The organism is Chromohalobacter israelensis DSM 3043 (assembly GCF_000055785.1).
Taxonomy (GTDB): Bacteria; Pseudomonadota; Gammaproteobacteria; order Pseudomonadales; family Halomonadaceae; genus Chromohalobacter; species Chromohalobacter israelensis.
The window spans coordinates 1,515,056-1,540,462 of record NC_007963.1 but is presented as its reverse complement, the minus strand read 5'-3'; the positions used below and the strand labels follow the sequence as shown (position 1 = coordinate 1,540,462).

Below are 25,407 nucleotides of genomic sequence, written 5' to 3'. Positions count from 1 at the left end.
CGGTCATATTCCTGTGGTTTACATGGAACGTTTGGCTTATGCCAAATCGCTGGTCGACAAATCCGCGCCAACGCGCTAAAGATTAGAAGTGTAGCTACTGAAAACGCATGCGTTTCGTGTCCGGACGTCCCGGTTCATGGCGGTGATGGGTACCCCATTGTCGGCATGTACTGTCAGATCTCAACAATCGGTTCTTGAAAGAGGCCATCCGATGAAACGACAGAAACGTGATCGCTTCCAGCGTGCTTATGTTCACGGATACAAGGCTGGCATGACGGGGCGCTCTCGCGATGACTGCCCAAGCCAGGACATCAACCTCCGCGAATACTGGATGAGCGGTTGGCGTGAAGGTCGCGGGGACCAGTGGGCCGGCATGACGGGGATTTCCGGCATCCACAAGAACCCCATGGTACTGTCATGAAAGAACCCTCGGTGGCACCTGGCTCAACGCCCCATTGACAGGTCCACGACAAGGCCCGCGGCGCGGGCCTTTTTAGTTGCCATGCGTTGACCTTCATGCACGCTCCACCACCGGCTTCCACGACGCCTTGCCATCCCGCCGTTATGTCAATGCCCGCGCGCACTCCCCCACCAGCGACGGTCCACGGTAGATAAAGCCGGTATAAACCTGGACGAGATCCGCGCCCGCCTCGCGCTTGGCCTTCGCGGCGTCACCGCTGTCGATACCGCCCACGCCGATGATCGGCAGCGTTGGCAGGTGTCGGCGCAACTCGCGAATCACCGCATTGGAAGGCTCGAATACCGGCCGCCCGGAAAGGCCACCCAACTCCTCGGCATGTGCCAGCCCCTCGACCGCGTCGCGCGCGATCGTGGTATTGGTGGCGATGACCGCGTCCACTGCATGGTCAGCCAGCGAGCGTGCCACCAGCGCCACTTCCTCGGCCTGCATGTCAGGCGCGATTTTCACGGCCAGCGGCACCGTCCGACCGTGGCTCTCGTCGAGGCGGCGCTTTTCCTCGCGCAGCGTCCCCAGCAACGCATCCAGATGCTCGCCGAATTGCAGGTTGCGCAACCCCGGCGTGTTGGGCGACGACAGATTGACAGTGACGTAATGCGCGTGGGCATGCACCTTGCGCAGGCACGTCAGGTAATCGTCCACCGCGCGTTCCACCGGGGTATCCAGGTTCTTGCCGATGTTGATGCCGATGACGCCCGCGTACCGGCTCTTGCGCACGTTGTCGACGAGTCGGTCGACGCCGGCGTTGTTGAATCCCATGCGGTTGATGATCGCGCCGCGTTCCGGCACGCGAAACAGACGCGGCCTGGGATTGCCCGCTTGCGGACGCGGCGTCACCGTGCCCACTTCGACGAAGCCGAACCCCAGCGCACCCAGCGCATCGAGATGCTCGGCGTTCTTGTCGAGCCCTGCCGCCAGCCCCACACGATTGGGGAACGTCAGACCCATGAGCGTCACCGGTGCCTCGACGCGTTCACCGCCGAGCCATTTGGTCAGGCCGAGGCGATGTGCCCCCGACAGCGAAGCGAGTGCGAGACCGTGAGCGGTTTCGGGGTCGAGACGGAACAGTAGCGAGCGAGCCAGCGGGTACATGAGTCCTCGGGCGAAACGAAAAGCGGGAAACGGCGGGCGGCTAGTATAGCTCATGCGCATGCAAAAGCGCAGGGCCCGCCTCGCCATGCGGCGAGACGGGCCCTGCATCGACACTCGGGCGTCGCTTACGGCTGCGTATCGAGCTGCTGCACACGCAACGTATAGTTGTTGACGCCACTCATCGCGGAGCCGAACTTCTGGCCCTTCACCCAGATGTGATAACGCCCGGGCTGCAGAGTGGTCTCGATATCGAAGTCGCCCTCGAAACCCTCGCCCGCATCGCTTGCGACGACATCACCGCTCTCGTCGAGAATACGCGCCTCGAGACGATAGGTGCCTTCGTTGCCGGGGAAGGTCGAGCTGGTCACCGACACGGTGCCTGCCTCGGCGACATCGAAGCTGAGCACTTCACCGCGCTGACGAATCGCGATATCGGCCACGATTTCATCGAACGCCTGCGGCAGGGCCTCTTCGTCACCCGATTGCGCGGCCGCTCCATCATTATCGCTGCTTGCTGCGGCCCCCGACGACGCCGTGGCGCCGGCGGCCACATCGGAGGCTGCCTCGGTCGCTTCAGGGCGCGGCGCGGCGATGGTTGCCACGGCATCTTCGTCATCGACGAAGGCCGTGGTGCGACCATCCTTGCCGGGTCCGCCGAACATGATGCCGCCACCGTCGTCGACGCCGCTCTCATCGTTCGACAGCCGGTTGCCCTGGGCATCCAGACCACTGACGGTGACAACAAAGCTGTTGCCTCCCGTCTTTTTGGTGCCGAACTTCTGACCGGATACACGCAGCATGTAATCGCCAGGTTCCAGGCGCTGCTCCATGGTCAAGCCATCGTTCTGACCCAGCCCCGATTCCGAGGCAATTTCATTGCCCTGGGCGTCGAGCAGCGTCGCTTCGATACGATAGTCATCGGAGTCGCCCGGCAGGGTCGAGCTGCGGAATTGATAGCGCCCGGCCTTTTCGACGGTAAAAGGGTGCGTCTGCGTCCCACCGAAGAAAAAGCTCTGGCTGCGCGCGTCGGAACTCGACTGCAAGAAATCGGTAAGGTCGATCTTGGCCGCAGCTTCCTGAGCCTTCTGTTGCGCGGCGCTTTGCGCCATGGCCGTCTGCGCCGTTCCGGCCAGTCCCAAGGCCACAAGCATTGTGGTAATCACGCGATGATTCATGGGGCTTCTCTACTTGGCTTCGAACCTGAGTCGGGGCACAGCATATCAGAGACCTAAACGCCCATGCCTCTTTTGCAGGCTCGGCTGGGAGGAAAATTGTGCTGCCTTGTCGTCACGATGAGAGGCGATGCGCAAGCGACCGACAAACGCTACGCCACGACGTCATGCCACCTTACCTGACGCTATCAGCCTCGCCAACGACGCCACCCCGAACATGGCACTCGGGGTGGCGTGACCGGACTCACCCCTCGCCGTTACTCTCGGCGAGATCGACCAGCTCACGAATGGCCACGGCGAACAACGGGAAGCCGCCCTGAGAGCCCGAACGCACTTCGTCGAGCAGACCGCACCAGCGCTCGACCAGCCCGGCATGCCGCTCCAGCCACTGGTCGACGCGGGGCTCCACGTCACGCGGCGCGCCTTCCATCTTGAGCACACTGATGCTGAGCGCCAGTTGCTGGCGATCGAGGTCGTCGCGGAAGGTTTCGCGCGCCTGCGCCTGCCAGCTGTCGCGCACCTTCAGGGCATTGATCTGGCCGTTCATCCACGGCAGCTCCAGGCGATGACCGATCTCGTAGTAGACCTCGGCCACGCGCTGCACCTTCTCGTCGGTGGCCCGCGCCGCCTCGATGATGCCGAGACCGGCGTAGAGGCTGCCGGCCGCCGCGATAACGCTCGCCAGACGCTGGGGCACTCCGGCCTTTTCCAGCTCATCGCGGCGCGTATCCCACGTCTCGCGATCTTCGCCGCGCAGGCGCTTGCCGATGTTCTCCTGCAATTGCGTGACGCGCGGCGCGAAGTACTCGATGGCCTCCTGAATGCCCTGGCTGGTGCGGTGACGCAGGAACCAGCGCGTGGCCCGACGCAGCAAGCGCATCAGGTCCAGCATCATGCCGTACTGGACCTGGCTGTCGACCTGATAGTCGAGCGCCTCGATCTGCTCCCAGAGCCCTTCGAGATTGAAGCAGTCACGCGCGATGATGTAGGCACGCGCCACCTCGGCACGCGAGGCGCCCGTGGAATCGCGCAGACGCCGCACGAACGAGATGCCCATGTGATCGACCAGGTCGTTGGCGATCTGCGTGGCGGTGATCTCGCGCTTCAGGCGATGCTGATACATCTCGTCCGAGAAGCGCTCGACCAGCGTATGGGGAAAGGCGCGTGCCATGTGCCGCTGCACGTGCGGGTTGTCCGGCAGATCGGAGGCGATCAGATCGGTCTTCAGGGCACTCTTGGCATAGGAGATCAACACCGAGAGTTCGGGAAGCGTCAGCCCCTTGTCCGCATTGGCGCGCTCGATCAGCACCTCGTCGGAAGGCAGGAACTCCAGCTCGCGATCCAGGCCGCCCGCGGCTTCCAGTTCGTTGATGAAGCGGCGATACGGTCCCATGCCCTGCTGACTGAGAATTTCCGACAGCGAGAGCGCCTGGGTCTGACGATAGTTGTCGCGCAGCACCAGCTCCCCGACTTCCTCGGTCATCTCCGCCAGCATCTGGTTGCGCTGCTTGTCGGTCATGTCCCCGCGCTTGACGATGTCGTCGAGCAGGATCTTGATGTTGACCTCATGGTCGGAGCAATTGACCCCGCCGGCGTTGTCGATGAAGTCGGTGTTGACGCGCACGCCCTTCTCCGCCGCCTCCATGCGACCGCGCTGGGTCAGCCCCAGGTTGCCGCCTTCGCCGACCACGCGGCAGCGCAGCTCGCCGCCATCGACGCGCAGGGCGTCGTTGGCCTTGTCGCCGACATCGGCATGGGTCTCGTCGGCGGCCTTGACGTAGGTCCCGATGCCCCCGTTCCAGAGCAGGTCATAACGCGACACGAGAATCGCGCGAATCAGCTCGTTGGGTGACAGCTTGCCGGCCTCGATGTCGAAGGCCTTCTTCATCTCGGCCGTGATGGTGATCGACTTGGCATCACGCGAGAACACGCCCCCGCCCTTGGAGATCAAGGAGGTGTCGTAGTCTTCCCAGCTCGAGCGCGCCAGTTCGAACATCCGCTGACGCTCCTTGAACGACGCCGCCGGATCCGGGTCGGGATCGACGAAGATGTGCCGGTGGTTGAAGGCGGCCACGAGGCGAATCTTGTCGGACAGCAGCATGCCGTTGCCGAACACGTCCCCCGCCATGTCGCCGATCCCCACCACGCTGAAGGGCGTTTCCTGGGTATTGAGGCCCATTTCGCGGAAATGGCGCTTGACCGATTCCCACGCCCCCTTGGCGGTGATCCCCATCTTCTTGTGATCGTAGCCATGCTCGCCGCCGGAGGCGAAGGCATCGCCCAGCCAGTGGCCGTACTCCAGCGAGATGGCGTTGGCGATGTCCGAGAAGGTGGCGGTGCCCTTGTCGGCGGCCACCACCAGATAGGGGTCGTCATCGTCGTGACGCACGACGCGTTCGGGCGGTACCACGTCGCCGCCTTCCAGATTGTCGGTCACGTCCAGCAGGGCGCGAATGAAGATCTGGTAGCAGGCGATGCCTTCCTTCTGCACGACGTCGCGATCGGCGCCTTCGGGCATGCGCTTGCAGATGAAGCCGCCCTTGGCGCCCACCGGCACGATCACCGCGTTCTTGACCTGCTGCGCCTTGACCAGCCCCAGCACTTCGGTCCGGAAGTCCTCGTGGCGGTCGGACCAGCGCAGCCCGCCGCGCGCGACCTTGCCGCCACGCAGATGTACCCCTTCGACACGCGGCGAGTAGACGAAAATCTCGAACATCGGTCGCGGCTTGGGCATGTCCGGCACCCGCGTCGGCTCGAGCTTGAAGGCGATGTAGTCCTTGGGCTCGCCGTCTTCGCGCTGCTGATAGTAATTGGTCCGCAGCGTGGCCTGGATCAGCGCTACGTAACGGCGCAGCAGCAGGTCGTCATTGAGGCTGGCCACCTGATCGAGCAAACCCTCGATGCGGGCCACGCACTCGTCGACCTCGTCCTCGCTGGCGGTGTCGTCGGGGTCGAAGCGCAGTTCGAAGAGCGTCACCAGCTCGCGGGTGATCTCCGGATGGCTCGCCAGGGTGTTGGCGATGTAGTCCTGCGACAGCCCGAACCGCAACTGCTTGAGATAGCGGGCATAGGCACGCAGCACGGCGACCTCGCGCCAGGCCAGGTTGGCGCCGATGACCAGACGATTGAAGGCATCGCTCTCGGCATCGCCGGTCCAGATCCGCGTGAACGCTTCGATGAACACGTCACGCATTTCCTGCAGATTGACGACGCCGTCGCCACGATGCTCGAGCGTGAAATCGTGAATCCAGTAGGTCCGCTCGGGGCACTGGATATCGTAGGGACGCTCGCTGATCACCCTCAGCCCCAGGTTCTCGAGCACCGGCAGCACATCGGAGAGCGGGATGGGGTGGTCGGCGTGGAACAGCTTGAGGTTGACCCCGTCGATGTTCTCCTCGACCAGCCGGTACAGGCTGAGGCTGATCGGCGCCGGTGCATCCAGCTCGCTGAGATGATGGATATCGTAGACGGCGGTACGCGCGGAGAAGTCCTCGCGGTAGCTGCTGGGAAACGCCTCGCGATACTGCTGCATCAAGCGGTTCGCCTGCTCCTCGCCATAGCCTTCGACCATGGCCGACTGCAGATCGTCGCGCCAGCTCCGCGACAGGGCCGCAATCTTCTTCTCGAGCCGCCGCACGTCATATTCGGCCGGGCGCTCGCCGTTGAAGCGCAGAATGAACTGAATGCGCGCCAGCACCGACTCGGAAAGGTAGGTGTTGAAATCGCCGAACGTGGCGTCGAGCTCCTCACAGAGCATGTTCTGGATGCGCACGCGCAGTTCGGTGGAAAACACGTCGCGTGGCACGAATGCCAGGCACGAATAGAACTGACCGAAGCGGTCCTCGCGAATGAACAGTCGAACCTTGCGCCGTTCACGGATGTTGAGGATCCCGAAGACGGTACGCGCCAGCTCGTCGGTGTCGATCTGGAACAGGTCGTCGCGCGGATAGACCTCGAGGATCTGCGTCAGCTGCTTGCCGTTGTGACCCTTGGGATTGACGCCCGCCGCCTTGATGACGGCTTCGATCTTCTTGCGCAGCACCGGCACATTGCGCGGCGACTCGTTGTAGACCGTCGAGGTGTAAAGCCCCAGAAAGCGCCGCTCGCCGACCACGCGGCCCTCTTCGTCATAACGATCGATGGAGATGTAATCCGGGTAGGCGGGGCGATGCACGCGCGCGTGGTAGGCGCTCTTGGCGAAGGACAACAGCTCCGGCACCAGCACGTACTGATCGTCCTCGATGCCCTCGTCGGTCGTGATCCGCTCGCGATAACGCGGCTGATCGAGCTTGAAGACGCCCAGCTCGCTCTTGGGGATCTGACGCAGGCGATCCTGGCCGTCTTCCTGCACCACCTCGTATTCGTCGTAGCCCAGGAAGGTGAAATGATCGTCGAGCAACCATTCCAGGAAGGCGATGGCTTCCTTGTGATCGTCGGCCTTGATCTGCTTGGGACGCTTGGCCTTGAGTTCCTTGATTGCCTGACGCACCTGGTCGCGCATGGGGTCGAAGTCCTCGACCGCCGCGCGCACGTCGCGCAGCACTTCCTCGAGACCCTCGTGCAGGTCATCCAGGGTCGCCGCATCCGAGTGGCGGTCGACTTCGACCAGGATGATCGATTCGCGTGCCGACGGTGCATCCTTGGCCTCGGTCGAGGTGACACGCTTGAGGTGATGCTTGGCATCACGCTCCACCGCCAGCACGGCGTTGTGAATCGCGTGCACCGTCAGGCCGCGCCGGTTGAGTTCGATGCGCACCGAGTCGACCAGAAACGGCATGTCCTCGTGGAGCACGGCCACCACGGTGTGCGGCGATTGCCAGCCGTGTTCCTCGAAGTCGGCGTTGAACACGCGCACCTTGGCATCGCGGGGATCATGCGTCTGCATGAAATGCCATGCCGACAACGTGGCACCGTAGATATCGTCGAGGCCGCGCTCCGCGGCTTCCTCGAAGGGCGCCGAGGCATACAGATCCTCGGCGAACGCGGCGATCCGCTGCACTTTGTCCTGCGGCAGACGCTTGGCCAGTTGTTCCTTGAGCTGGGCGAGAAAGTCTTCCTTGCCCTCGATCGCGACGTGTTGCATCAAGCACCTCGGCTACGACCGGCCGCGTGTCGCGGCCAGTGAATGATCCTTCGGCGATGCATGCCTCTCCCGCACGCATCGCCACGGTGATACGAGCTTACTCCTGTCGCGCCCTCGACCCCACCGATGTGACGCTCCCTCATGGCGTATGCCGGTTGTGCATGGGGTCTCACGCGCGCGCTGCCGGCGCCCGGCGCTCCAGCAACACGCCGCATTCGCAATGATCGGTGTACGGAAACTGATCGAACAATGCGAAACGGGTCACGACATGCGTGGCACTCAATTGCTCGAGATTCGCCTCGAGCGTATCCGGGTTACAGGAAATATAGACGATGCGCTCATAGACCTTGAGCTGCTCGCAGCTGTGCGCATCGAGTCCGGCCCGCGGCGGGTCCACCAAGGCCGTGGTGAAGGTGTGCTCGTCGAGCGCCAGCGCCGCCACCCGCCGCCCGGTCTTCTCGCCGGCCAGGGCGGCGCTGAATTCCTCGGCGGACATGCGCGCCACCACGGCATTGGCCACGGCGTTGGCTTCAAGATTGACGTTGGCCGACGCCACCGAGGTCCGGGAGATTTCGGTGGCCACCACGCGCCGGAAGTTCTCGGCCAGGGCCACCGTGAAATTGCCGTTGCCGCAGTAGAATTCCACCAGGTCGCCCTCGCGGCTCTCGCGGGTCACGTCCCGCGCCCAGCCTAGCATCGACTGGCAAATCGCGGCATTGGGCTGGGTAAAACTGTTTTCCACCTGCTGATAGACGAACTCGCGCCCCTCGACCTGCAGGCGCTCCCAGACATGGTCACGATCGAGCACCAGGCGCTGCTTGCGTGCCCGGCCGATGATCGATACGCCCAGCGTCGTCTGCAGCGCGCGTGCCTCTTGTTCCCACGCCGCGTCGAGCTGGCGGTGATAGATCAAGGTCACGAGCGCCTCGCCGCTCAAGGTGGTCAAGAACTCAACCTGGAACAGCTTGCGCCGCAGCACGTCGCTGGCCAACAGGGCCTCGCGCAACGCCGGCATGAGGGCGTTGATACGCTCGCTGGCCACAGGATAGTCGTCGAGGCGGATCACCTCCTTGCGCTTGGGGTCGCTCGGGTCGACCTCGAACATGGCATAGAACAGGTCATCGCCTTCATGCCACAGCCGAAACTCGCAGCGCTGACGGTAATGGCTCGGCGGCGAGGGAAAGACCTCCAGCGCCGGCGGTGAAAAGCGCGCGAATTGCGCCGTGACACGCTCGCGCTTGGCGTCGAGCTGGGCCTCGTAACGTTCGGGTTCGACGACGGGTACGGCCACGAAAACTCCTTTCAACGAAAACTCGCGGTCTCGCCCACGGCGATACCGCCTCATGAATATCAGCAGATCAAGCTCTGTCCGAGAAAACGTCGGGCAGCGACAGGGCGCGCGGCGCGCTGAAACCGTATTCCGCCAGGGCCCGCGCCAGCCCCGGCCGGTGCGGCGCACTGGCCCAGCTCTCGCCCGCGCCGGGCATGTTGCACGGAGCGGGCGTCACCACCTGCGCCACACGCCGCGCGATGGCGTCGCCGGAGTCTATCCAGCGCACGTCACGCGGTGCCTGGGCCGCCAGCGTCTCGCGCAGCAGCGGGAAATGCGTGCACCCAAGCACCACGGTATCGAGGTCCGGCGCTTCCCATAAGGGCGCCAGGCTCGCGGCGATGACCGCCTCGTCGGGCGCACGACCGGCCAGCACCCGCTCGGCCTGCGCCACCAGCGGATCGGCGGCCAGCCGGATGACCGTGCAATGCGTGGCGAACTCGCCGATCAGGCGCTGCGTATAAGGACGCGATACCGTCGCCGAGGTCGCCAGCAACCCGAACACGCCACTGCGCAAGAGCTGGGCGGCAGGCTTGATCGCCGGCACGGTGCCGATCACCGGGACCGTCAGGCTCTCGCGCAGCGCCTGTAGCGCCAAGGTGCTGGCCGTGTTGCAGGCCACCACCAGCGCGCACGCGCCGCTGGCCGCCACCGCCGCGCGGCACGCCGCCACGATGCGCGCGACCAGCCAGGCATCGGGCTTGGTCCCGTACGGCAAGGCCGCATTGTCGCAGACATAGGCCAGCGCCGCGCCGGGCAGGCGCGCCCGCAAGGCCCCCACCACCGACAGCCCGCCGACGCCGGAGTCGAAGATCAGGATCGGCGCCGTCATGCGCGAGCCTCCGCAAAGTGTGCCAGCAAGGTGTCCACCAGCGCCCGCAAACGTGCGGGGATGAATTCACGCTCGGCATACAGCAGGTGCACGCTGATCGGTGCCACGCTGAAGCCATCGAGAACGCGCACCAGGCGTCCGGCCTCGACTTCCGGTTCGCCCAGGAACGCCGGTTTGTAGACCAGGCCCATGCCGCGTATCGCGGCTTCGGTCAGGGCGCGACCGTTGTTGCAGGCCATGACCGGGCGAATGCGGACCCGATACGGCGCGCCCTCGACCTGGAAGTGCCAGTACTGCCCTTCGCGGGCCAGGCTGTAGTGCAGGCAACGATGCCCGCGCAGGTCGGCGGGATGCGTCGGGGTCCCGTGACGCGCCAGGTACGACGGCGCGGCATACACGTGGCGCGGCATGTCCATCAGCGGGCGCGCGATCAGGCTGGAGTCCTCCAGCTCGCCGATGCGCACCACCAGATCGAAATCCTCGGCCACCGGATCGACGCGCCGATCCTCGAGCACGACGTCGAGCATCACCGCGGGATGACGACACTCGAAGGCCTGCAGGGCCGGGATCAGCGCGCGCACCCCGAAGTCCAGCGGCGCGGAGAGACGCAGCTTGCCGCGCACCTCGCCACGCTGCTCGCCGAGGCCCGTTTCCAGCTCCTGCAATTCGTCGAGCAGGCGACTGGCGCCGTTGAGATAGCGCTCGCCCTCGGCGGTCAGCTGCAAGCGCCGCGTGGTACGCGTCAACAGCCGCACCCCCAGGCTGGCTTCCAGCTTGGCGATCTGCTTGCTGACCATGGCGTTGGAGAGTTCCAGCTTGCGCGCGCCACCGGCGAAGCTCCCCGCGTCGACCACGGCACGAAAGATGTGCATCGCCTGCAGGCGGTCCATACGGCTCCCTCGTATCGACGTCTCGTAACGACGGTTCTTGACGATTGTTCTTGACGACTTTTCGTAACGACTGTTCTGGACGAACGTGCTCGAAAACGTCTGCGCGCATTCTACCTGACCCGCCGGCCGGATGAGACGGTTCGGCTTGCCTCCGGGAGAGATACTGTTTATTTTTACAGTATCGACCATTTCGTTCGCGAGGCCCTGCCATGCCCATGACACCGATCGCGCCCGCGGCCGCGCCGACGCCAGCCTCGAGCGAGGCGCTGTCGCGCGGGGCCAGTGGCTTTCCTTCCCCCGCCGACGACTACCGCGAGGCCCCGCTGGACTTGCATCGTCATCTGGTGCGGCGTCCCGCGTCGACGTTCTTCATGCACCTGGAAGGCGATGCCCATCGCCACGCCGGCCTGCATCACGGCGATCTACTGGTCATCGACCGCGCGATCTCCCCGCGCCCCGGTCATTGGCTGGTCGCGGTGATCGACGGCGAACTCAGCGTGCTGCGCCTCGAGCGCCGTCAGTCGCGGCTGTACCTCGCGCCGTCGCAGCCGCGCCTGGCGGCGCTGCCGTTCGATCCCGACGACGCTCGCCTGTGGGGCGTCATCTGCTATGTCATTCACGCACTGCCCGCCGAGGGCGAGGAATAGGCGCTCGTTCATGTTCGCGCTGATCGACTGCAACAACTTCTATGCCGCCTGCGAGCGCCTGTTCGAGCCGCGCCTGGAAGGCGTTCCCCTGGGTGTGCTGTCCAACAACGACGGCTGCGTCATCGCGCGCTCCGAGGAGTTCAAGGCGCTCGACATCCCGATGGGCATCCCGACCCACAAGATCGCCCCGCATCTGCGCCGGCGCATCGTGCTGAAATCCTCCAACTACACGCTCTATGGCGACCTCTCGGCACGCGTGCAGCAGGTGCTGGCACAGCAGGTTCCCACGCTGGAGCCCTACTCCATCGACGAATGCTTCCTGGATCTGCGCGGCATGCGCGAGGACTGGCACGCCCTCGGCGCGACCCTGGTGCGCAGCGTGCAACGCCAGGTCGGCCTGCCGGTGTCCATCGGCATCGCGCCGACGCGCACCCTGGCCAAGCTCGCCAATCGCCAGGCCAAGACACAGCCGACACGCCCTCAGGTATGCGTGTGGCAAAGCGCCGACGCGCCCGAACTGGCAGCCCACCTGGCCCGGCTGTCGCCCCGCGAGGTCTGGGGCGTGGGCGAGCGCCTCAACGCACGCCTGGCCGGCATGGGCATCGTGACCGCCGCCGCCCTGCGCGAGACGCCGGACAGCGTATTGCGGCGGCGCTTCAGCGTGGTACTGGCGCGCACCGCCGCCGAACTCAACGGCCAGGCCTGCCTGTCGATGGGCGACCTGGAAACGCCACGCCGCAGCATCCTCTGTTCGCGCTCGTTCGGTCAGCCACTGCGCGACCGCGCCTCCCTGGCCGGCGCCTTGCGCCATCATTGCCAGCGCGCCGGCGAAAAGCTGCGGCGCGATGCCATGCAAGCCTCGGCCATCGGCGTATACATGCGTACCAACCCGCATCATGCCGACAGTTTCCACCAGGCCTGCGAATGGGCGGCGCTGCCCTTCCCCAGCGCCGACACCCAGCAACTCAACCGCGCGGCACAACGCCTGCTCGCACGGCTCTGGCAGCCTGCGGCCTATCAAAAACTGGGGGTGATGCTCACCGAGCTGACGCCCCGTCGACAGAGCCAGACAACGCTCTTCGACGGCGCCGAGCCGGCACGGCAGGAGGCGCTGATGCATGCCTGGGATACCATTCGCGCCCGCTACGGCCGCCAGGCGCTGACCCTGGGTCCGCAGCCCGCCGACGCCCCCTGGCAGATGAACAGCGCCTACCGTTCGGCCTGCTATACCACGCGCTGGGACGAGCTGCCTCGGGCACGCGCCAGGTGACAGGCTCTCATTGCATCAGGGAACCATCCGCCTGTTCGTCGAGCCGAAACCCCTGAATACCGATGTCATCCTCCAGCGCCAGCAGGTAGTGGCGCAGGGCGCGGCGGGTGGCCTGTTCACGCAGGCTGTGCCGGACCCGCTCGGCGACCGCGTCGTAGGGCAGCGCCCGCCCCTCCTCGCGGGCGTCGAGGCTCACCAGGTGCCAGCCGTAGCGGGAGGCCAGCGGCCGTGCATGGAGCCCGGTCGCCAGGTGCTGCAGGGCACGATCCAGCTCGGGCACCGTCTGGCCGGGCGCCAGCCAGCCCAGCTCGCCGCCCTTGTCCTTCGAGGGGCAGGCGGAATGGCGCTGGGCGAACTCGGTGAAGCGCTCGGGGCATTCGCTCAATTGCGTGATAAGCGTCTCACCCAGACGGTAACCGGTATCACGGGCCTCGGCATCGTCCGGCGCCGCCGCCAGCAGGATATGCCGCACCCTGAGACGGGTGGGTTCGCTGAAGCGCTCGGCGTGGGCGGCGTGGAAGCGGCGGCAGTCGGCCTCGGAGGGCTCGGGGACTTCCAGCTCGCGCTCCAGCAGCGCGGCAATGGAGACCTCGATATTCGACTCGCCTTCCACCGCCAGTCCCAACTGCCCGGCACGCTGACGCAGCAGCTCGCGCACCACCAGGGCACGGGCCGCCTTGTACCGAGCATCGCCGGCGCTCTCCGCCGGGTGATATTGCGTTTCCCGGGCGATGGCGGCCTCATCGATGGAGATCTCGCCGACCCGCACGGGGGCGAGACTGGCGCGCCCCGGAATCTGCTCGATAGCAATCTTCTGCATGGCTTAATCCTTGAAGTTCTTCTCAACCGTTCCGACGATCGGGAGCGTTTCCGTTGGCAAGGCCCGCTTCAGCCGCGCTTGCGGACGACCTGATAACGCCGTCCGAGATACCCCAGTGGTGCACTCCAGACATGCACCAGGCGAGTGAAGGGGAAGACCAGAATGATGGTCAGTCCCACCAGGATGTGCAGTTTGTAGATCCCCCCGACCTCGGCGAGATGCTCGGCGGCGCCTCCCTTGAAGAACACGATCGACTGCGCCCAATCCGCCAGCAGCAGCATCACGCCGCCGTCGAGATGGTGCATGGCGAAGGGAATGGTCAAGAGCCCCAGGCTAACCTGCACCATCAACAGCGCCAGGATGAAGATGTCGGCACGGCTCGACGAAGCGCGCACACGCGGATTGGTCAGACGACGGTGAAGCAGGATCATGCCTCCCGCCAGGCACATCACCCCGGCGATGCCGCCGACCAGAATGGCGAGAACCTGTTTGTGTCCGGCCGAGATGAAGGGCGCGTAAACCCAATGCGGAGTCAGCAGGCCGACCAGGTGACCGACAAGGATGACGAGTATGCCGATATGGAACAGGTTGCTGCCCAGACGCATTCGCTTTCGGTCCAGCAGTTGGCTGGAACCGGCCTTCCAGGTGTATTGGCCGTGATCGAAGCGCAGCAGACTGCCGATCAGGAAGACGGTGCCCGCCACATAGGGATAGAGGCCAAACAACAGTTCGTTGAGATAATTCATGGCGAATCTCCTCGCGCCTGACGGGCGACAGGATCCAAGACCCTCACCGCTTCGCTTTGCGTCATCTTCTTGCGCTCGTTGAGTCTGCGTCCCTCTGCGGACTGCAGGGCGCAGTCCCGATCGGACTCGGCGGAGAAGCGCACTGCCTCTTCCTCCCAGACCGCATCCAGGGCGTCGGCGGTATGATCCGGCGCTTCCCCCTTCGCTGTGTCGCGGTGGGCCGCGACATCCTCCTCTGCCCCGATCAGCGCCAGCAGTGCCTGGGGCACCAAGGCATGATCGGCATCGCGCTCCTCGAGACGGGCGGCGAGCAAGGCCAGAATATGGCGGATCTCGCCCAGCCAGCGGCCAATGTCGGCCTCCGGCCGGGTCGAGAGATACTCCAGGAACAGCGGCAGGTAATCCGGCAGCTCGCGGGCATCGAGTTCGAAACCGGCGGCGCGGTACTCGGCCAGCAGGTCGACCATGGCCTGGCCGCGATCTCGGGATTCGCCGTGGACGTGCTCGAAGAGCAGCAGCGAGGTGTTGCGTCCACGATCGAACAACGCCACATACTCGGCCTGCAGATCCATGAGATCGGCATTCATCAGTCGCCGGCACCATTCCACCAGGGCCGTACGGTGCGATGCCGATAATCGGCGCTCGGCATCGAGCACCTCGATCATCTCGTCGGCCGCGGCCTGGAGCGCTTCGCAGGGATAATCCAGCAGCCGTGCCAGCACGCGCAGGCTACGCATGCCACCGAGCGACGCCATATCGGGAGCGGTATCAGCCATGACGGGCCTCCTCGGCTTGTGGATCATAGGTTTCCACCGGTCGAACCAGGGTGGTGGTCTGCTTGCGGCCTCCGAACAGGCTGGCGTCGTTGTCACCACCGTGGCAGCCGTTGCCGAAGCTGAAGCCGCAGCCGCCGCGCTCGGGGAAGGCATCGACGGCCATCTCGCGGTGGCTGGTGGGGATCACGAAGCGATCCTCATAGTTGGCGATGGCCAGATAGCGATACATGTCTTCTACCTGAGCTTCGCTCAGCTCGACCTCGTCCAGCACGGAGGTATCCACCTGGCCTTCCACATGCTTGCCGCGCATGTAAATCCGCATCGCCATCAGACGCTTGAGCGCCAGCACCACAGGGGCCTCCTCGCCGGCGGTCAGCAGGTTGGCCAGATACTTCACCGGGATGCGCAGCGACTCGACCTTCGGCAGCACGCCGTCGTACTCGACCTGGCCGGCCTCGGCGGCAGACTGGATCGGCGACAGCGGCGGCACGTACCAGACCATCGGCAGGGTGCGATACTCCGGGTGCAGCGGCAGCGCCAGGCCCCATTCCATGGCCAGCTTGTAGACCGGGCTCTGCTGGGCGGCGGTGATCACGCTGTCGGCGACGCCGTCCTTGCGGGCCTGGGCGATCACCTCGGGATCGTGGGGATCGAGAAAGATCTCGCGCTGGCGATGGTAGAGATCCTGCTCGTCGGGCGAGCTTGCCACTTCCTCGATGCGGTCGGCGTCATAGAGCAACACCCCCAGGTAGCGGATACGGCCCACGCAGGTCTCGGAGCAGATGGTCGGCTGACCGGCCTCGATGCGCGGGTAGCAGAAGATGCACTTCTCGGACTTGCCGCTCTTCCAGTTGTAATAGATCTTCTTGTACGGGCAGCCGGAGATGCACATCCGCCAGCCGCGGCACTTGTCCTGGTCGATCAGCACGATGCCGTCTTCCTCGCGCTTGTAGATCGCCCCGCTCGGACAGGACGCCACGCAGGTCGGGTTCAGGCAATGCTCGCAGAGCCGCGGCAGGTACATCATGAAGGTGTTCTCGAACTGGCCGTAGATATCGGCCTGCACCTGCTCGAAGTTGGCGTCACGACGGCGCTTGGCGAACTCGGTACCGAGAATCTCTTCCCAGTTGGGTCCCCACTCGATCTTGTTCATGCGCTGGCCGGAGATCAGCGAACGCGGCCGGGCCGTGGGCTGATGTTCACCCTGCCTGGCAGTATGCAAATGTTCATAATCGAAGGTGAATGGCTCGTAGTAGTCGTCGATCTCGGGCAAGTCGGGGTTGGCGAAGATATTCGCCAGCACCCGCCACTTGCCGCCGATACGCGGCTCGATATGGCCATCCTTGCGGCGCAGCCAGCCGCCCTTCCATCTGTGCTGGTTCTCCCACTCCTTGGGATAACCGATGCCGGGCTTGGTCTCGACGTTGTTGAACCAGGCGTACTCGACGCCCTCGCGACTGGTCCAGACGTTCTTGCAGGTGACCGAGCAGGTATGGCAGCCGATGCACTTGTCGAGGTTGAGGACCATGCCGACCTGGGAACGAATCTTCATTTCACGGCCTCCTGCTCGTAGTCGTTGCCTTCGCCATCCAGCCAGTCGATCTTCTTCATCTTGCGCACGATGACGAACTCGTCGCGGTTGGAGCCGACGGTGCCGTAGTAGTTGAAGCTGTAGGAGAGCTGGGCATAGCCACCGATCATGTGGGTCGGTTTGGGGCATACGCGCGTCACCGAGTTGTGAATGCCGCCCCGCGTGCCGGTGATTTCGGAACCCGGCATGTTCAGGATCCGTTCCTGGGCGTGGTACATCATTGCCATGCCGTTCTTGACCCGCTGACTGACCACTGCGCGGGCCGCGATGGCACCATTGGCGTTGTAGAGCTCGATCCAGTCGTTGTCCTCGACGCCGATGGAGCCGGCATCATCCTCGGAGAGCCAGACGATGGGGCCGCCCCTTGAGAGGGTCTGCATCAGCAGGTTGTCCGAGTAGGTCGAGTGGATGCCCCACTTCTGGTGCGGCGTGATCCAGTTCAGGGCAATCTCCGGATTGCCGTTGCTCTTGCTCACGGCGCCATCGGGCCCGGCCACGCTCACCGCCGCCTTGGTGTCGATGGGCGGGCGATAGACCAGCAGGCTTTCGCCGAAGGCACGCATCCAGGGGTGGTCCTGGTAGAACTGCTGGCGGCCGCTGACGGTGCGCCACGGAATCATTTCGTGGACGTTGGTATAACCGGCGTTGTAGGAAACGTGCTCATCCTCGAGACCGGACCAGGTCGGGCTGGAGATGATCTTGCGTGGCTGCGCGACGATGTCGCGGAAGCGAACCTTCTCCTCCTTCTTGGGATGCGCCAGGTGGGTGTGGTCACGCCCGGTGATCCGGGAGAGCGCCGCCCAGGCCTTCACCGCCACCTGGCCGTTGGTCTCTGGCGCCAGCGTCAGGATCATTTCGGCGGCATCCACGGCACTCTCGATCCGTGGACGTCCCTTGTGCGGACCGTCCAGCTTGCGATGATTGAGCTTGCCGAGAAGCTCCACCTCCTGCTCGGTGTTCCAGCCGATGCCCTTGCCGCCGTTGCCGATGCTCTCGAGCAGCGGTCCCACGGAAGTGAAGCGCTCGTAGGTCTCGGGGTAATGACGCTTGACCTCGATCAGCGCCGGCATGGTCTTGCCGGGCACTGGCTCACACTCGCCTTTCTTCCAGTCCTTTACCTCCACTTGAGCCAGTTCGGCGGGAGAGTCGTGCTGATGCGGCAGAGTGACCAGGTCGGTCTCCTCCCCCAGGTGTCCGACGCAGACTTTCGAGAAGGCCTTGGCGATGCCCTTGAAGATTTCCCAGTCACTGCGCGATTCCCAGGCCGGGTCGGTGGCTGCGGTCAGCGGATGGATGAAGGGATGCATGTCGGAGGTATTGAGATCGTCCTTCTCGTACCAGGTCGCCGTGGGCAGCACGATGTCCGAGTAGAGGCAGGTGGTCGACATGCGAAAGTCCAGGGTCACCAGCAGGTCGAGCTTGCCCTCGGGCGCTTCGGCATGCCACTTGACCTCTTCGGGCTTCTGGCCGTCTGCATCGCCCAGGTCCTTGCCCTGGATACCGTGGCGGGTCCCCAGCAGATACTTGAGCATGTACTCGTGCCCCTTGCCGGAGCTGCCCAGCAGGTTGGAGCGCCAGATGAACAGGTTGCGCGGGAAGTTCTGGGGGTTATCCGGGTCCTCCGCCGCGAAGGCGAGCTTGCCGCGCTTCAGCTGGTCCACGGTGTAGTCGGCGGTATGCATGCCCGCTTCGGCAGCGGACCGGGCCAGGCGCAGCGGATTGGTCCCCAACTGGGGCGCAGAGGGCAGCCAGCCCATGCGCTCTGAGCGCACGTTGAAGTCGATCAGGCTGCCGGAGTAGTCGGCCGGATTGGCCAGCGGCGAGAGGATCTCCTTGATCTGGAGTTTCTCGTAGCGCCACTGGGAAGAGTGACTGTAGAAAAAAGACGTGGAATTCATGTGTCGCGGCGGCCGCTGCCAGTCGAGGCCGAAGGCCAGCGGCAGCCAGCCGGTCTGCGGACGCAGCTTCTCCTGCCCCACGTAGTGTGACCAGCCACCGCCGCTCTGGCCGATGCAGCCGCACATGACCAGCATGTTGATCAAGCCGCGGTAATTCATGTCCATGTGGTACCAGTGATTCATGCCGGCACCGACGATGATCATGCTGCGCCCCCGGGTCTTGTCGGCATTGGCGGCGAACTCCCGGGCGATGCGCAGGCACTGCTCGGCGGGCACGCCGGTGATCTTCTCCTGCCAGGCCGGGGTATAGGGCTTGAGCTGGTCGAAGGCAGTGGCACCATCGTCTTCTCCAAAGCCACGGTCGATGCCGTAGTTGGCGCACATCAGGTCGAACACGGTGACCGCGAGGACCTCGCTGCCGTCGACCCTGGTCAGGCGCTTGGCGGGCAGGCTGTGGAACAGCAGCTCGTCACTGGCGCCCCCGCTTTTCACGTGCTCGAAGTGCTCATGGGCGATACCGCCGAAGTAGGGGAAGGCGACCTTCGCCACCTCGTCATGGGCTTCGGCCAGGGTCAGCAGCGGCTTGATCTCGGCGCCGTCGGCGTCCAGCGGCTCGAGGTTCCACTTGCCCTGATTGCCTTCTGCCTCGCCCCAGCGGAAGCCGATGGAACCGCGTGGCACGACGAGCCGGTCGCGCGTCTCGTCCCAGGCGACGGTCTTCCACTCGGGGTTGTTGCCCTGGCCCAGGCTCGCCTCGAAGTCGCTGGCGCGCATCTGGCGGCCCGGCGCGTAGCTGCCGTCTTCGCGGGCCTCGAGCTCGACCAGGAAGGGCATGTCGCTGTAGCGCCGCACGTAGTCGGTAAAATAGGCGCTGGGCCTGTCGAGGTGGAACTCCTTGAGAATGACGTGCCCCATGGCCATGGCCAGGGCGGCATCGGTGCCCTGCTTGGCGGAGAGCCACTCGTCGGTGAGCTTGGCCACCTCGGCATAATCCGGCGTGATGGCGACAGTCTTGGTGCCCTTGTAGCGCACTTCGGTAAAGAAGTGGGCGTCGGGGGTACGGGTCTGCGGGACGTTGGAACCCCAGGCGATGATGTAGCCGGCGTTGTACCAATCGGCGGACTCGGGTACGTCGGTCTGCTCGCCCCAGGTCATCGGCGAGGCCGGCGGCAGGTCGCAGTACCAGTCGTAGAAGCTCATGCAGACACCGCCGATCAGCGACAGATAGCGGCTGCCCGCCGCGTAGCTGACCATGGACATCGCCGGAATCGGCGAGAAGCCGATGATGCGGTCCGGTCCATACTGTTTGGCGGTGTAGACATTGGAGGCGGCGACCAGCTCGTTGAGCTCGTCCCAGTCGGCGCGCACGAAGCCGCCCATGCCGCGGGCGCTCTTGTACTGCCTGGCTTTGGCCGGATCTTCGACGATGGAGGCCCAGGCTTCCACCGGATCGCCCTTGGCTTCCAAGGCCTCCCGCCACAGCTTGAGCAGAGGCTTGCGCACCAGCGGGTGCTTGAGCCGGTTGGCGCTGTAGATATACCAGGAGTAGCTGGCCCCGCGCGGGCAGCCACGTGGCTCATGATTGGGCAGGTCCGGACGGGTACGCGGATAGTCGGTCTGCTGGGTTTCCCAGGTGACCAGGCCATTCTTGACATAGATCTTCCAACTGCACGATCCGGTGCAGTTCACGCCATGAGTGGAGCGTACGACCTTGTCGTGCTGCCAGCGCTGCCGGTATCCGTTCTCCCACTCGCGGTTCTCATCGCGCGTTTCACCGTGCCCGCCTGCGAAAGGCTCGGGCCGACGTTTCAGATACGCCAGGCGGTCCAGGAAATGGCTCATGGGGCATCTCTCCTCAGCGGCTCGGGTTCATGACGAGGCGGTCCGCCTGAAAGCGGATCTCGGCGTTGGTGCGTGTGTAATAAAACCAGGTCAGTCCCACGCAGATCGCGTAGAAGACGATGAAGCCGTACAACGCCATCTCGGCACCACCGGTCAGGGCAATGGAGCTGCCGAACGTCTTGGGAATGAAGAAGGCACCGTAGGCGGCGATCGCCGAGGTGAAACCGATGGTCGCCGCCGACTCCTTCTCGCTCTGCTGGCGCTGGGCGTCCGCATCGAGCGATGGCATCAGCCGCGCCACCTCCTGGCGGAAGATCTCGGGAATCATCTGGAAGGTGCTGGCGTTGCCCACCCCGGTGAAGAAGAACAGCAGCAGGAACATGGCGAAGAAACCCCAGAACGCCCCCGGCTGGTCCTTGATGCCGAGGAAGAACAGCACGCCGGCCACGCAGGCAATCATCGCCGCAAACACCCACAGGGTGACTCGGGCGCCGCCGAAACGGTCGGAGATCCAGCCGGTGCCGGCGCGGGACAACGCGCCCACCAGGGGTCCCAGGAAGGCGAACTGCAGCACGTCGACCTCCGGGAACTGGTTGGAGGCCAGCAGTGGAAAGCCCGCGGAGTAGCCGATGAAGCTGCCGAAGGTGCCGGTGTAGAGCACGCACATCAGCCAGTTGTGCTTGCGCTTGAAGATCACCGCCTGATCCTTGAACGAGGATCTGGCGCTGGCGATGTCGTTCATGCCGAACCATGCCGCCACGGCACCGAGCAGGATGAACGGCACCCAGACGAAACCGGCGTTCTGCAGCCACATGCGATCGCCGTCGTTCAGGGCCTGAGGCTCGCCACCCAGTGCACCGAACACCCCGGCGGTGATCGCCAGCGGGATCAGGAACTGCATGACACTGACACCGAGGTTGCCCAGCCCGGCATTGAGCGCCAGAGCGTTGCCCTTCTCGCGCTTGGGATAGAAGAACGAGATGTTGGCCATGCTCGAGGCGAAGTTGCCGCCGCCGAAACCGCACAGCAGTGCCAGGATCAGCATCACCAGATAGGGGGTCTCGGGGTTCTGCACGGCGAAGCCGATCCATAGCGCCGGCAACGCCAGCGAGGCAGTGGACAGCGCGGTAAAACGCCGACCGCCGACGATCGGCACCATGAAACTGTAGAAGATGCGTAATGTGGCGCCGGACAGGCCCGGCAGCGCAGCCAGCCAGAACAGCTGGTTGGAGCTGTAGTCGAAGCCCACCTGGGGCAGCTTGGCCACCACCACCGACCAGACCATCCACACTGCGAAGGCCAGCAGCAAGTTGGGAATCGAGATCCACAGGTTGCGCGTGGCGATGCGCCTGCCCTTCTCGGCCCAGAAATCCGGATCCTCGGGGCGCCAATCCTGGAGTACGAAGCGGCTGGGCGTGGACAGCTCCGGCAGGTCGGTGACCTCGTGACCGCTGCGCCACTCCTGGCGACTGGCACGCAGGATCGCGTAGTGCATCCATGCCAGCGCCGCGCCGGAGACCACGAACAGCAGCATGAAGCAGCTCTGCCAGATGCCCACCACATCGTTGAGCATGCCGAAGGTCAGCGGCAGAAAGAAACCGCCCAGGCCGCCGACCATGCCCACCACGCCACCGACCGCGCCGACATGCTGGGGATAGTAGCTGGGGATGTGCTTGAACACCGCTGCCTTGCCCAGCGACATGAAGAAGCCCAGCACCATGATCAGCGCAATGAAGCCGATCAGATTGATGGCAAACGAGAATTCCAGGGTGCCGCGAACGCCTTGCACGCTGTAGTGGGTCGGCGGATAGCTGAGCAGGAAGCTGCATGCCACCGAGACAATCAGGGTCCAGTACATCACCCGCCGCGCCCCGTAGCGGTCGGAGAGCCAGCCGCCGAGGATGCGAAACAGCGATGCCGGGATGGTATACAGCGCCGCGACGATACCGGCGGCGGTAATGCTCAGGCCGTAGACCTCGACCAGGTAATGCGGTAGCCACAGCGCCAGGGCGACGAAGCCGCCGAAGACGAAAAAGTAGTACAGCGAGAACCGCCACACGCGCAGCTCGGCCAGTGGCGCCAACTGTTGCGTGAGTGGTACGGCATCGGCACGCCGTCGCTCGCTCTGCGGATCGGTCCTGGCCAGCAGCAGGAAGACTATCCCCATCGCCGCCAGGCCCGTTGCATAGACCAGCGCCGCTCCTCTCCAGTCCAATGTCAGCAGCAGGAAAGGAGCACCGAAGTTGGTCACCGCCGCGCCGATGTTACCGGCGCCGAAGATGCCTAGCGCCGTGCCCTGCCGCTCGCGCTCGAACCAGGCCGAGGTGTACGCCACGCCGACGATGAACGAGCCGCCGGCCAGGCCGATCCCCAAGGCGGCAAGCAGCAGCATGGGATAGCTGTTGGCGAACGTCAGCAGGTAGACGCAGCCGGCGGTGACCAGCATCAACAGGCTGAACACCCAGCGCCCACCGAAGCGGTCGGTGAGAATGCCCAGAAACAGGCGGCTGATCGATCCGGTGAGCACCGGCGTCGCCATCAGCAGACCGAGCTGGGTGTCCGACAGCGCGAACTCTTGACGGATCTGCAAACCGAGTATGGAAAACAGCGTCCATACTGCAAAACACACTGTGAAGGCCAGCGTGGAAAGCCCTAGAGCACGACGTTGTTCATTGTGCGTGTTGGCGTTGGCCATCTCGTTGTCTCCCTGCGCCAGTCACATGGCATGCGCCATTCTCTGACAGGGAGGCAAAGGGCTTTTTGATTTAGATCAAGTGCTCAATGATCGACAACGTCGAGCCAACGCCATGACGCATGCCCAAGACTGCCTCAATTCAATGGCGAGGGAGCCTCGCGGAACTCGGCATAAAGCAACGGATAGGCTTCCTGCAGACGGGCCAGCTCGGCTTCCGCGCCTTCGGGCAGGGCTTTCGCCAGTTGGTCCAGGTCGTCCTCGTCGAAATGTTCGCGAATCAGCGGGAACAACTCCTCGCGCTCGCTGCGCAGGTAGGCACGGTGCGACTCCAGGTAGGCCTTGAGATCCTCGCTGAACTGGTCCATCGGCACTACCGCATCCATCAGGATCATGTCGAGATTCTGGGACAGCCGGGCCAGGCGGGCGTTGAGCGCCCGATAATCCTCGGACAGACGCTGGCACAGCCCGTTGGCCTCCGGCGCCCGTGTGTTCAACTGTTCGGTGCACATCCGTTCGAGCGGGGCGGTGAAGCCGCTCATGTAATCGAGAATGTAATCCACGACCTCGCGCATCATCTGGAAGTCGGGACGCTCGCCTTCCGCCAGCGTCTTCTGCTTAAGCTGCAATACGTGCAGCAAACGCGCCATGTTGGCATGGTCTTGGCGCAATTGGGTCAGCATGGGCATGGACAGGCCTCCTTTGCAGTCGGCGCGTGGCAGCGCGGGGTATCCGGCAGCCTATTTGCCAGTTTAGGCGAGAGTCCTCATTGACTCCCGCTCCCCCCGATGGGAACAACACCCTACCGGGGCTCGAATGTTTTACCCTAGCGGGTATGACAGGATTACGCCTGTTGGCCGAAAGTCTAGATACGATTTTGGCGACTCGACTCACCCACGATGGCATACACATGGACCTGTTCGCTTCATCCCAACCCGATAACACACCGCTGGCCTACCGGATGCGGCCGCGCCGTCTCGACGACTACGTCGGACAGGAAGCTCTGGTCGGCCCCGGCAAGCCGTTGCGCCGCATGGCGGAAAGCGGCGCGGTACGCTCGATGATCCTGTGGGGACCGCCGGGCGTGGGCAAGACGACCCTGGCCGACATCCTCGCCGATGCCTCGGGCGCCATGCTCGAACGTCTCTCGGCGGTGATGGCCGGCGTCAAGGACATCCGCGCCGCCGTCGAGCGTGCGCGCGAGGGGCAAGTGCGCGGCCAGCCGACGCTCTTGTTCCTCGACGAGATCCACCGCCTCAACAAGAGCCAGCAGGACGCGCTGCTGCCCCACGTGGAGTCCGGCCTGCTGACACTGATCGGCGCCACCACCGAGAACCCTTCCTTCGAGGTCAACTCGGCGCTGCTTTCCCGGGCGCGCGTCTACGTGTTGCGCAAGCTGGAAACCGAGGACCTGCTGCGCGTATTGCACCAGGCCCTGGCGGACACGGAGCGCGGCCTCGGAAAACGCCATATCGAGGCCGACGAGGGTGTACTGGAAACGCTGGCGCGCTCGGCCTCGGGCGACGCACGACGCGCCCTGGGCCTGCTGGAGACCGCCTGTGACTTCGCCGAGCCCACCGAGGGTGGCGAGCGCCTGACCCTGCAGGCGCTGCACGAAGTGCTGGGGCACCAGGCCAGTGCCTTCGACAAGCAGGGCGACCATTATTACGACCTGCTCTCGGCGATCCACAAATCGATACGCTCGTCACGCCCCGATGCCGCGCTCTTGTACATCGCCCAGTTCACGCAAGGCGGCGGCGATCCGCTCGACGTGGTCCGCCGCCTCGCCGCCATCGCCTCCGAGGACGTCGGCAACGCCGAGCCCCGCGCCCTGCCGCTGGTGATGGCGGCCTGGGACGCCTATCTGCGCCTGGGCGATTACGAAGGCCAGCGCGCCATCGCGCATGCCGCGCTGCATCTCGCCATCGCCCCCAAGAGCAACGCCATCGACCAGGCCTGGAATGCCGCCAAGCAGTTCGTCGCCGCGCACCCCGACTTCGAGGTGCCCACCTATCTGCGCAACGCCCCGACCAAGCTGATGGCGTCCCTCGGCCACGGCGAAGGCTACCGCTACGCACACAACGAACCCAACGGTTACCCCGCCGGCCGGGCACACGACTGCTGGCCCGCGGAGCTTCCCGCGGCCACCTTCTTCGCGCCCACGGAATACGGCCAGGAAAAGCGTTTCAAGCAGATGCAGGCCTGGCGCGCCGAGCTCGACGCCCAGGCCGATGCATCGTCATGAGAG

17 protein-coding genes are annotated in these 25,407 nt (G+C 64.6%); 4 read left to right on the top strand and 13 right to left on the bottom strand.

What is annotated here, in order from left to right:
* The first annotated feature begins 211 nt into the window (after window positions 1-211).
* On the top strand, window positions 212-421 hold the full coding sequence (rmf, locus tag CSAL_RS06820) for a ribosome modulation factor (RefSeq protein ID WP_011506644.1): 210 nt from the start codon (window positions 212-214) through the stop codon (window positions 419-421).
* A 141-nt stretch (window positions 422-562) separates the two neighbouring features.
* Here the strand turns inward: rmf and CSAL_RS06815 are convergent, their stop codons facing one another.
* From CSAL_RS06815 to CSAL_RS06790, 6 genes are all read right to left on the bottom strand, one after another.
* Window positions 563-1,570: a quinone-dependent dihydroorotate dehydrogenase gene (locus CSAL_RS06815; RefSeq protein WP_043558117.1), complete on the bottom strand. Its 1,008-nt coding sequence runs from the start codon at window positions 1,568-1,570 to the stop codon at window positions 563-565.
* 125 nt (window positions 1,571-1,695) lie between these two features.
* Entirely contained in the window at window positions 1,696-2,745 is a 1,050-nt protein-coding gene (locus CSAL_RS06810) for a hypothetical protein (protein WP_043558112.1), read from the bottom strand.
* Window positions 2,746-2,986: 241 nt separating this feature from the next.
* Window positions 2,987-7,825: an NAD-glutamate dehydrogenase gene (locus CSAL_RS06805; RefSeq protein ID WP_011506641.1), complete on the bottom strand. Its 4,839-nt coding sequence runs from the start codon at window positions 7,823-7,825 to the stop codon at window positions 2,987-2,989.
* A gap of 169 nt (window positions 7,826-7,994) precedes the next feature.
* Complete coding sequence (gene trmA, locus CSAL_RS06800; protein ID WP_043558109.1) at window positions 7,995-9,116, bottom strand: tRNA (uridine(54)-C5)-methyltransferase TrmA; 1,122 nt, start codon at window positions 9,114-9,116, stop codon at window positions 7,995-7,997.
* A gap of 67 nt (window positions 9,117-9,183) precedes the next feature.
* Window positions 9,184-9,987: a glutamate racemase gene (gene murI / locus CSAL_RS06795; protein ID WP_011506639.1), complete on the bottom strand. Its 804-nt coding sequence runs from the start codon at window positions 9,985-9,987 to the stop codon at window positions 9,184-9,186.
* Window positions 9,984-10,877, bottom strand: a complete 894-nt coding sequence (locus CSAL_RS06790; protein ID WP_011506638.1) for a LysR family transcriptional regulator — start codon at window positions 10,875-10,877, stop codon at window positions 9,984-9,986. The genes murI and CSAL_RS06790 overlap by 4 nt, the downstream gene beginning before the upstream one ends.
* A 209-nt stretch (window positions 10,878-11,086) precedes the next feature.
* On the opposite strand from CSAL_RS06790, the gene CSAL_RS06785 reads away from it, so the two are divergent.
* Together CSAL_RS06785 and CSAL_RS06780 are read left to right on the top strand one after the other, a co-directional pair.
* The gene (locus CSAL_RS06785) at window positions 11,087-11,524 is read left to right on the top strand and encodes a LexA family protein (protein ID WP_011506637.1); all 438 of its coding nucleotides are present in this window, start codon (window positions 11,087-11,089) and stop codon (window positions 11,522-11,524) included.
* Window positions 11,525-11,534: 10 nt separating this feature from the next.
* Window positions 11,535-12,794, top strand: a complete 1,260-nt coding sequence (locus CSAL_RS06780; RefSeq protein WP_011506636.1) for a Y-family DNA polymerase — start codon at window positions 11,535-11,537, stop codon at window positions 12,792-12,794.
* A gap of 7 nt (window positions 12,795-12,801) precedes the next feature.
* Here CSAL_RS06780 and CSAL_RS06775 read toward each other — a convergent pair whose 3' ends face one another.
* From CSAL_RS06775 to CSAL_RS06745, 7 genes are all read right to left on the bottom strand, one after another.
* Window positions 12,802-13,614 carry a peptidylprolyl isomerase gene (locus CSAL_RS06775; protein ID WP_011506635.1) on the bottom strand — a complete coding sequence of 271 codons (813 nt, stop codon included), beginning with the start codon at window positions 13,612-13,614 and terminating at the stop codon, window positions 12,802-12,804.
* Window positions 13,615-13,682: 68 nt separating this feature from the next.
* The gene (gene narI / locus CSAL_RS06770) at window positions 13,683-14,360 is read right to left on the bottom strand and encodes a respiratory nitrate reductase subunit gamma (protein ID WP_011506634.1); all 678 of its coding nucleotides are present in this window, start codon (window positions 14,358-14,360) and stop codon (window positions 13,683-13,685) included.
* The gene (narJ, locus tag CSAL_RS06765) at window positions 14,357-15,136 is read right to left on the bottom strand and encodes a nitrate reductase molybdenum cofactor assembly chaperone (protein ID WP_011506633.1); all 780 of its coding nucleotides are present in this window, start codon (window positions 15,134-15,136) and stop codon (window positions 14,357-14,359) included. The genes narI and narJ overlap by 4 nt, the downstream gene beginning before the upstream one ends.
* Window positions 15,129-16,688: a nitrate reductase subunit beta gene (gene narH / locus CSAL_RS06760; RefSeq protein WP_011506632.1), complete on the bottom strand. Its 1,560-nt coding sequence runs from the start codon at window positions 16,686-16,688 to the stop codon at window positions 15,129-15,131. Before narH ends, narJ begins: the two co-directional genes overlap by 8 nt.
* Window positions 16,685-20,467, bottom strand: coding sequence for a nitrate reductase subunit alpha (locus CSAL_RS06755; protein WP_011506631.1), 3,783 nt, complete (start codon window positions 20,465-20,467; stop codon window positions 16,685-16,687). The genes narH and CSAL_RS06755 overlap by 4 nt, the downstream gene beginning before the upstream one ends.
* 13 nt (window positions 20,468-20,480) lie before the next feature.
* Window positions 20,481-23,162 carry a nitrate/nitrite transporter gene (locus CSAL_RS06750; RefSeq protein ID WP_011506630.1) on the bottom strand — a complete coding sequence of 894 codons (2,682 nt, stop codon included), beginning with the start codon at window positions 23,160-23,162 and terminating at the stop codon, window positions 20,481-20,483.
* A 134-nt stretch (window positions 23,163-23,296) separates the two neighbouring features.
* Window positions 23,297-23,842 carry a hemerythrin domain-containing protein gene (locus CSAL_RS06745; RefSeq protein WP_043559160.1) on the bottom strand — a complete coding sequence of 182 codons (546 nt, stop codon included), beginning with the start codon at window positions 23,840-23,842 and terminating at the stop codon, window positions 23,297-23,299.
* Between the two features lie 227 nt (window positions 23,843-24,069).
* Here CSAL_RS06745 and CSAL_RS06740 point away from each other — a divergent pair, with 227 nt between their 5' ends.
* Window positions 24,070-25,404: a replication-associated recombination protein A gene (locus CSAL_RS06740; protein ID WP_043558104.1), complete on the top strand. Its 1,335-nt coding sequence runs from the start codon at window positions 24,070-24,072 to the stop codon at window positions 25,402-25,404.
* Window positions 25,405-25,407 lie beyond the last annotated feature (3 nt).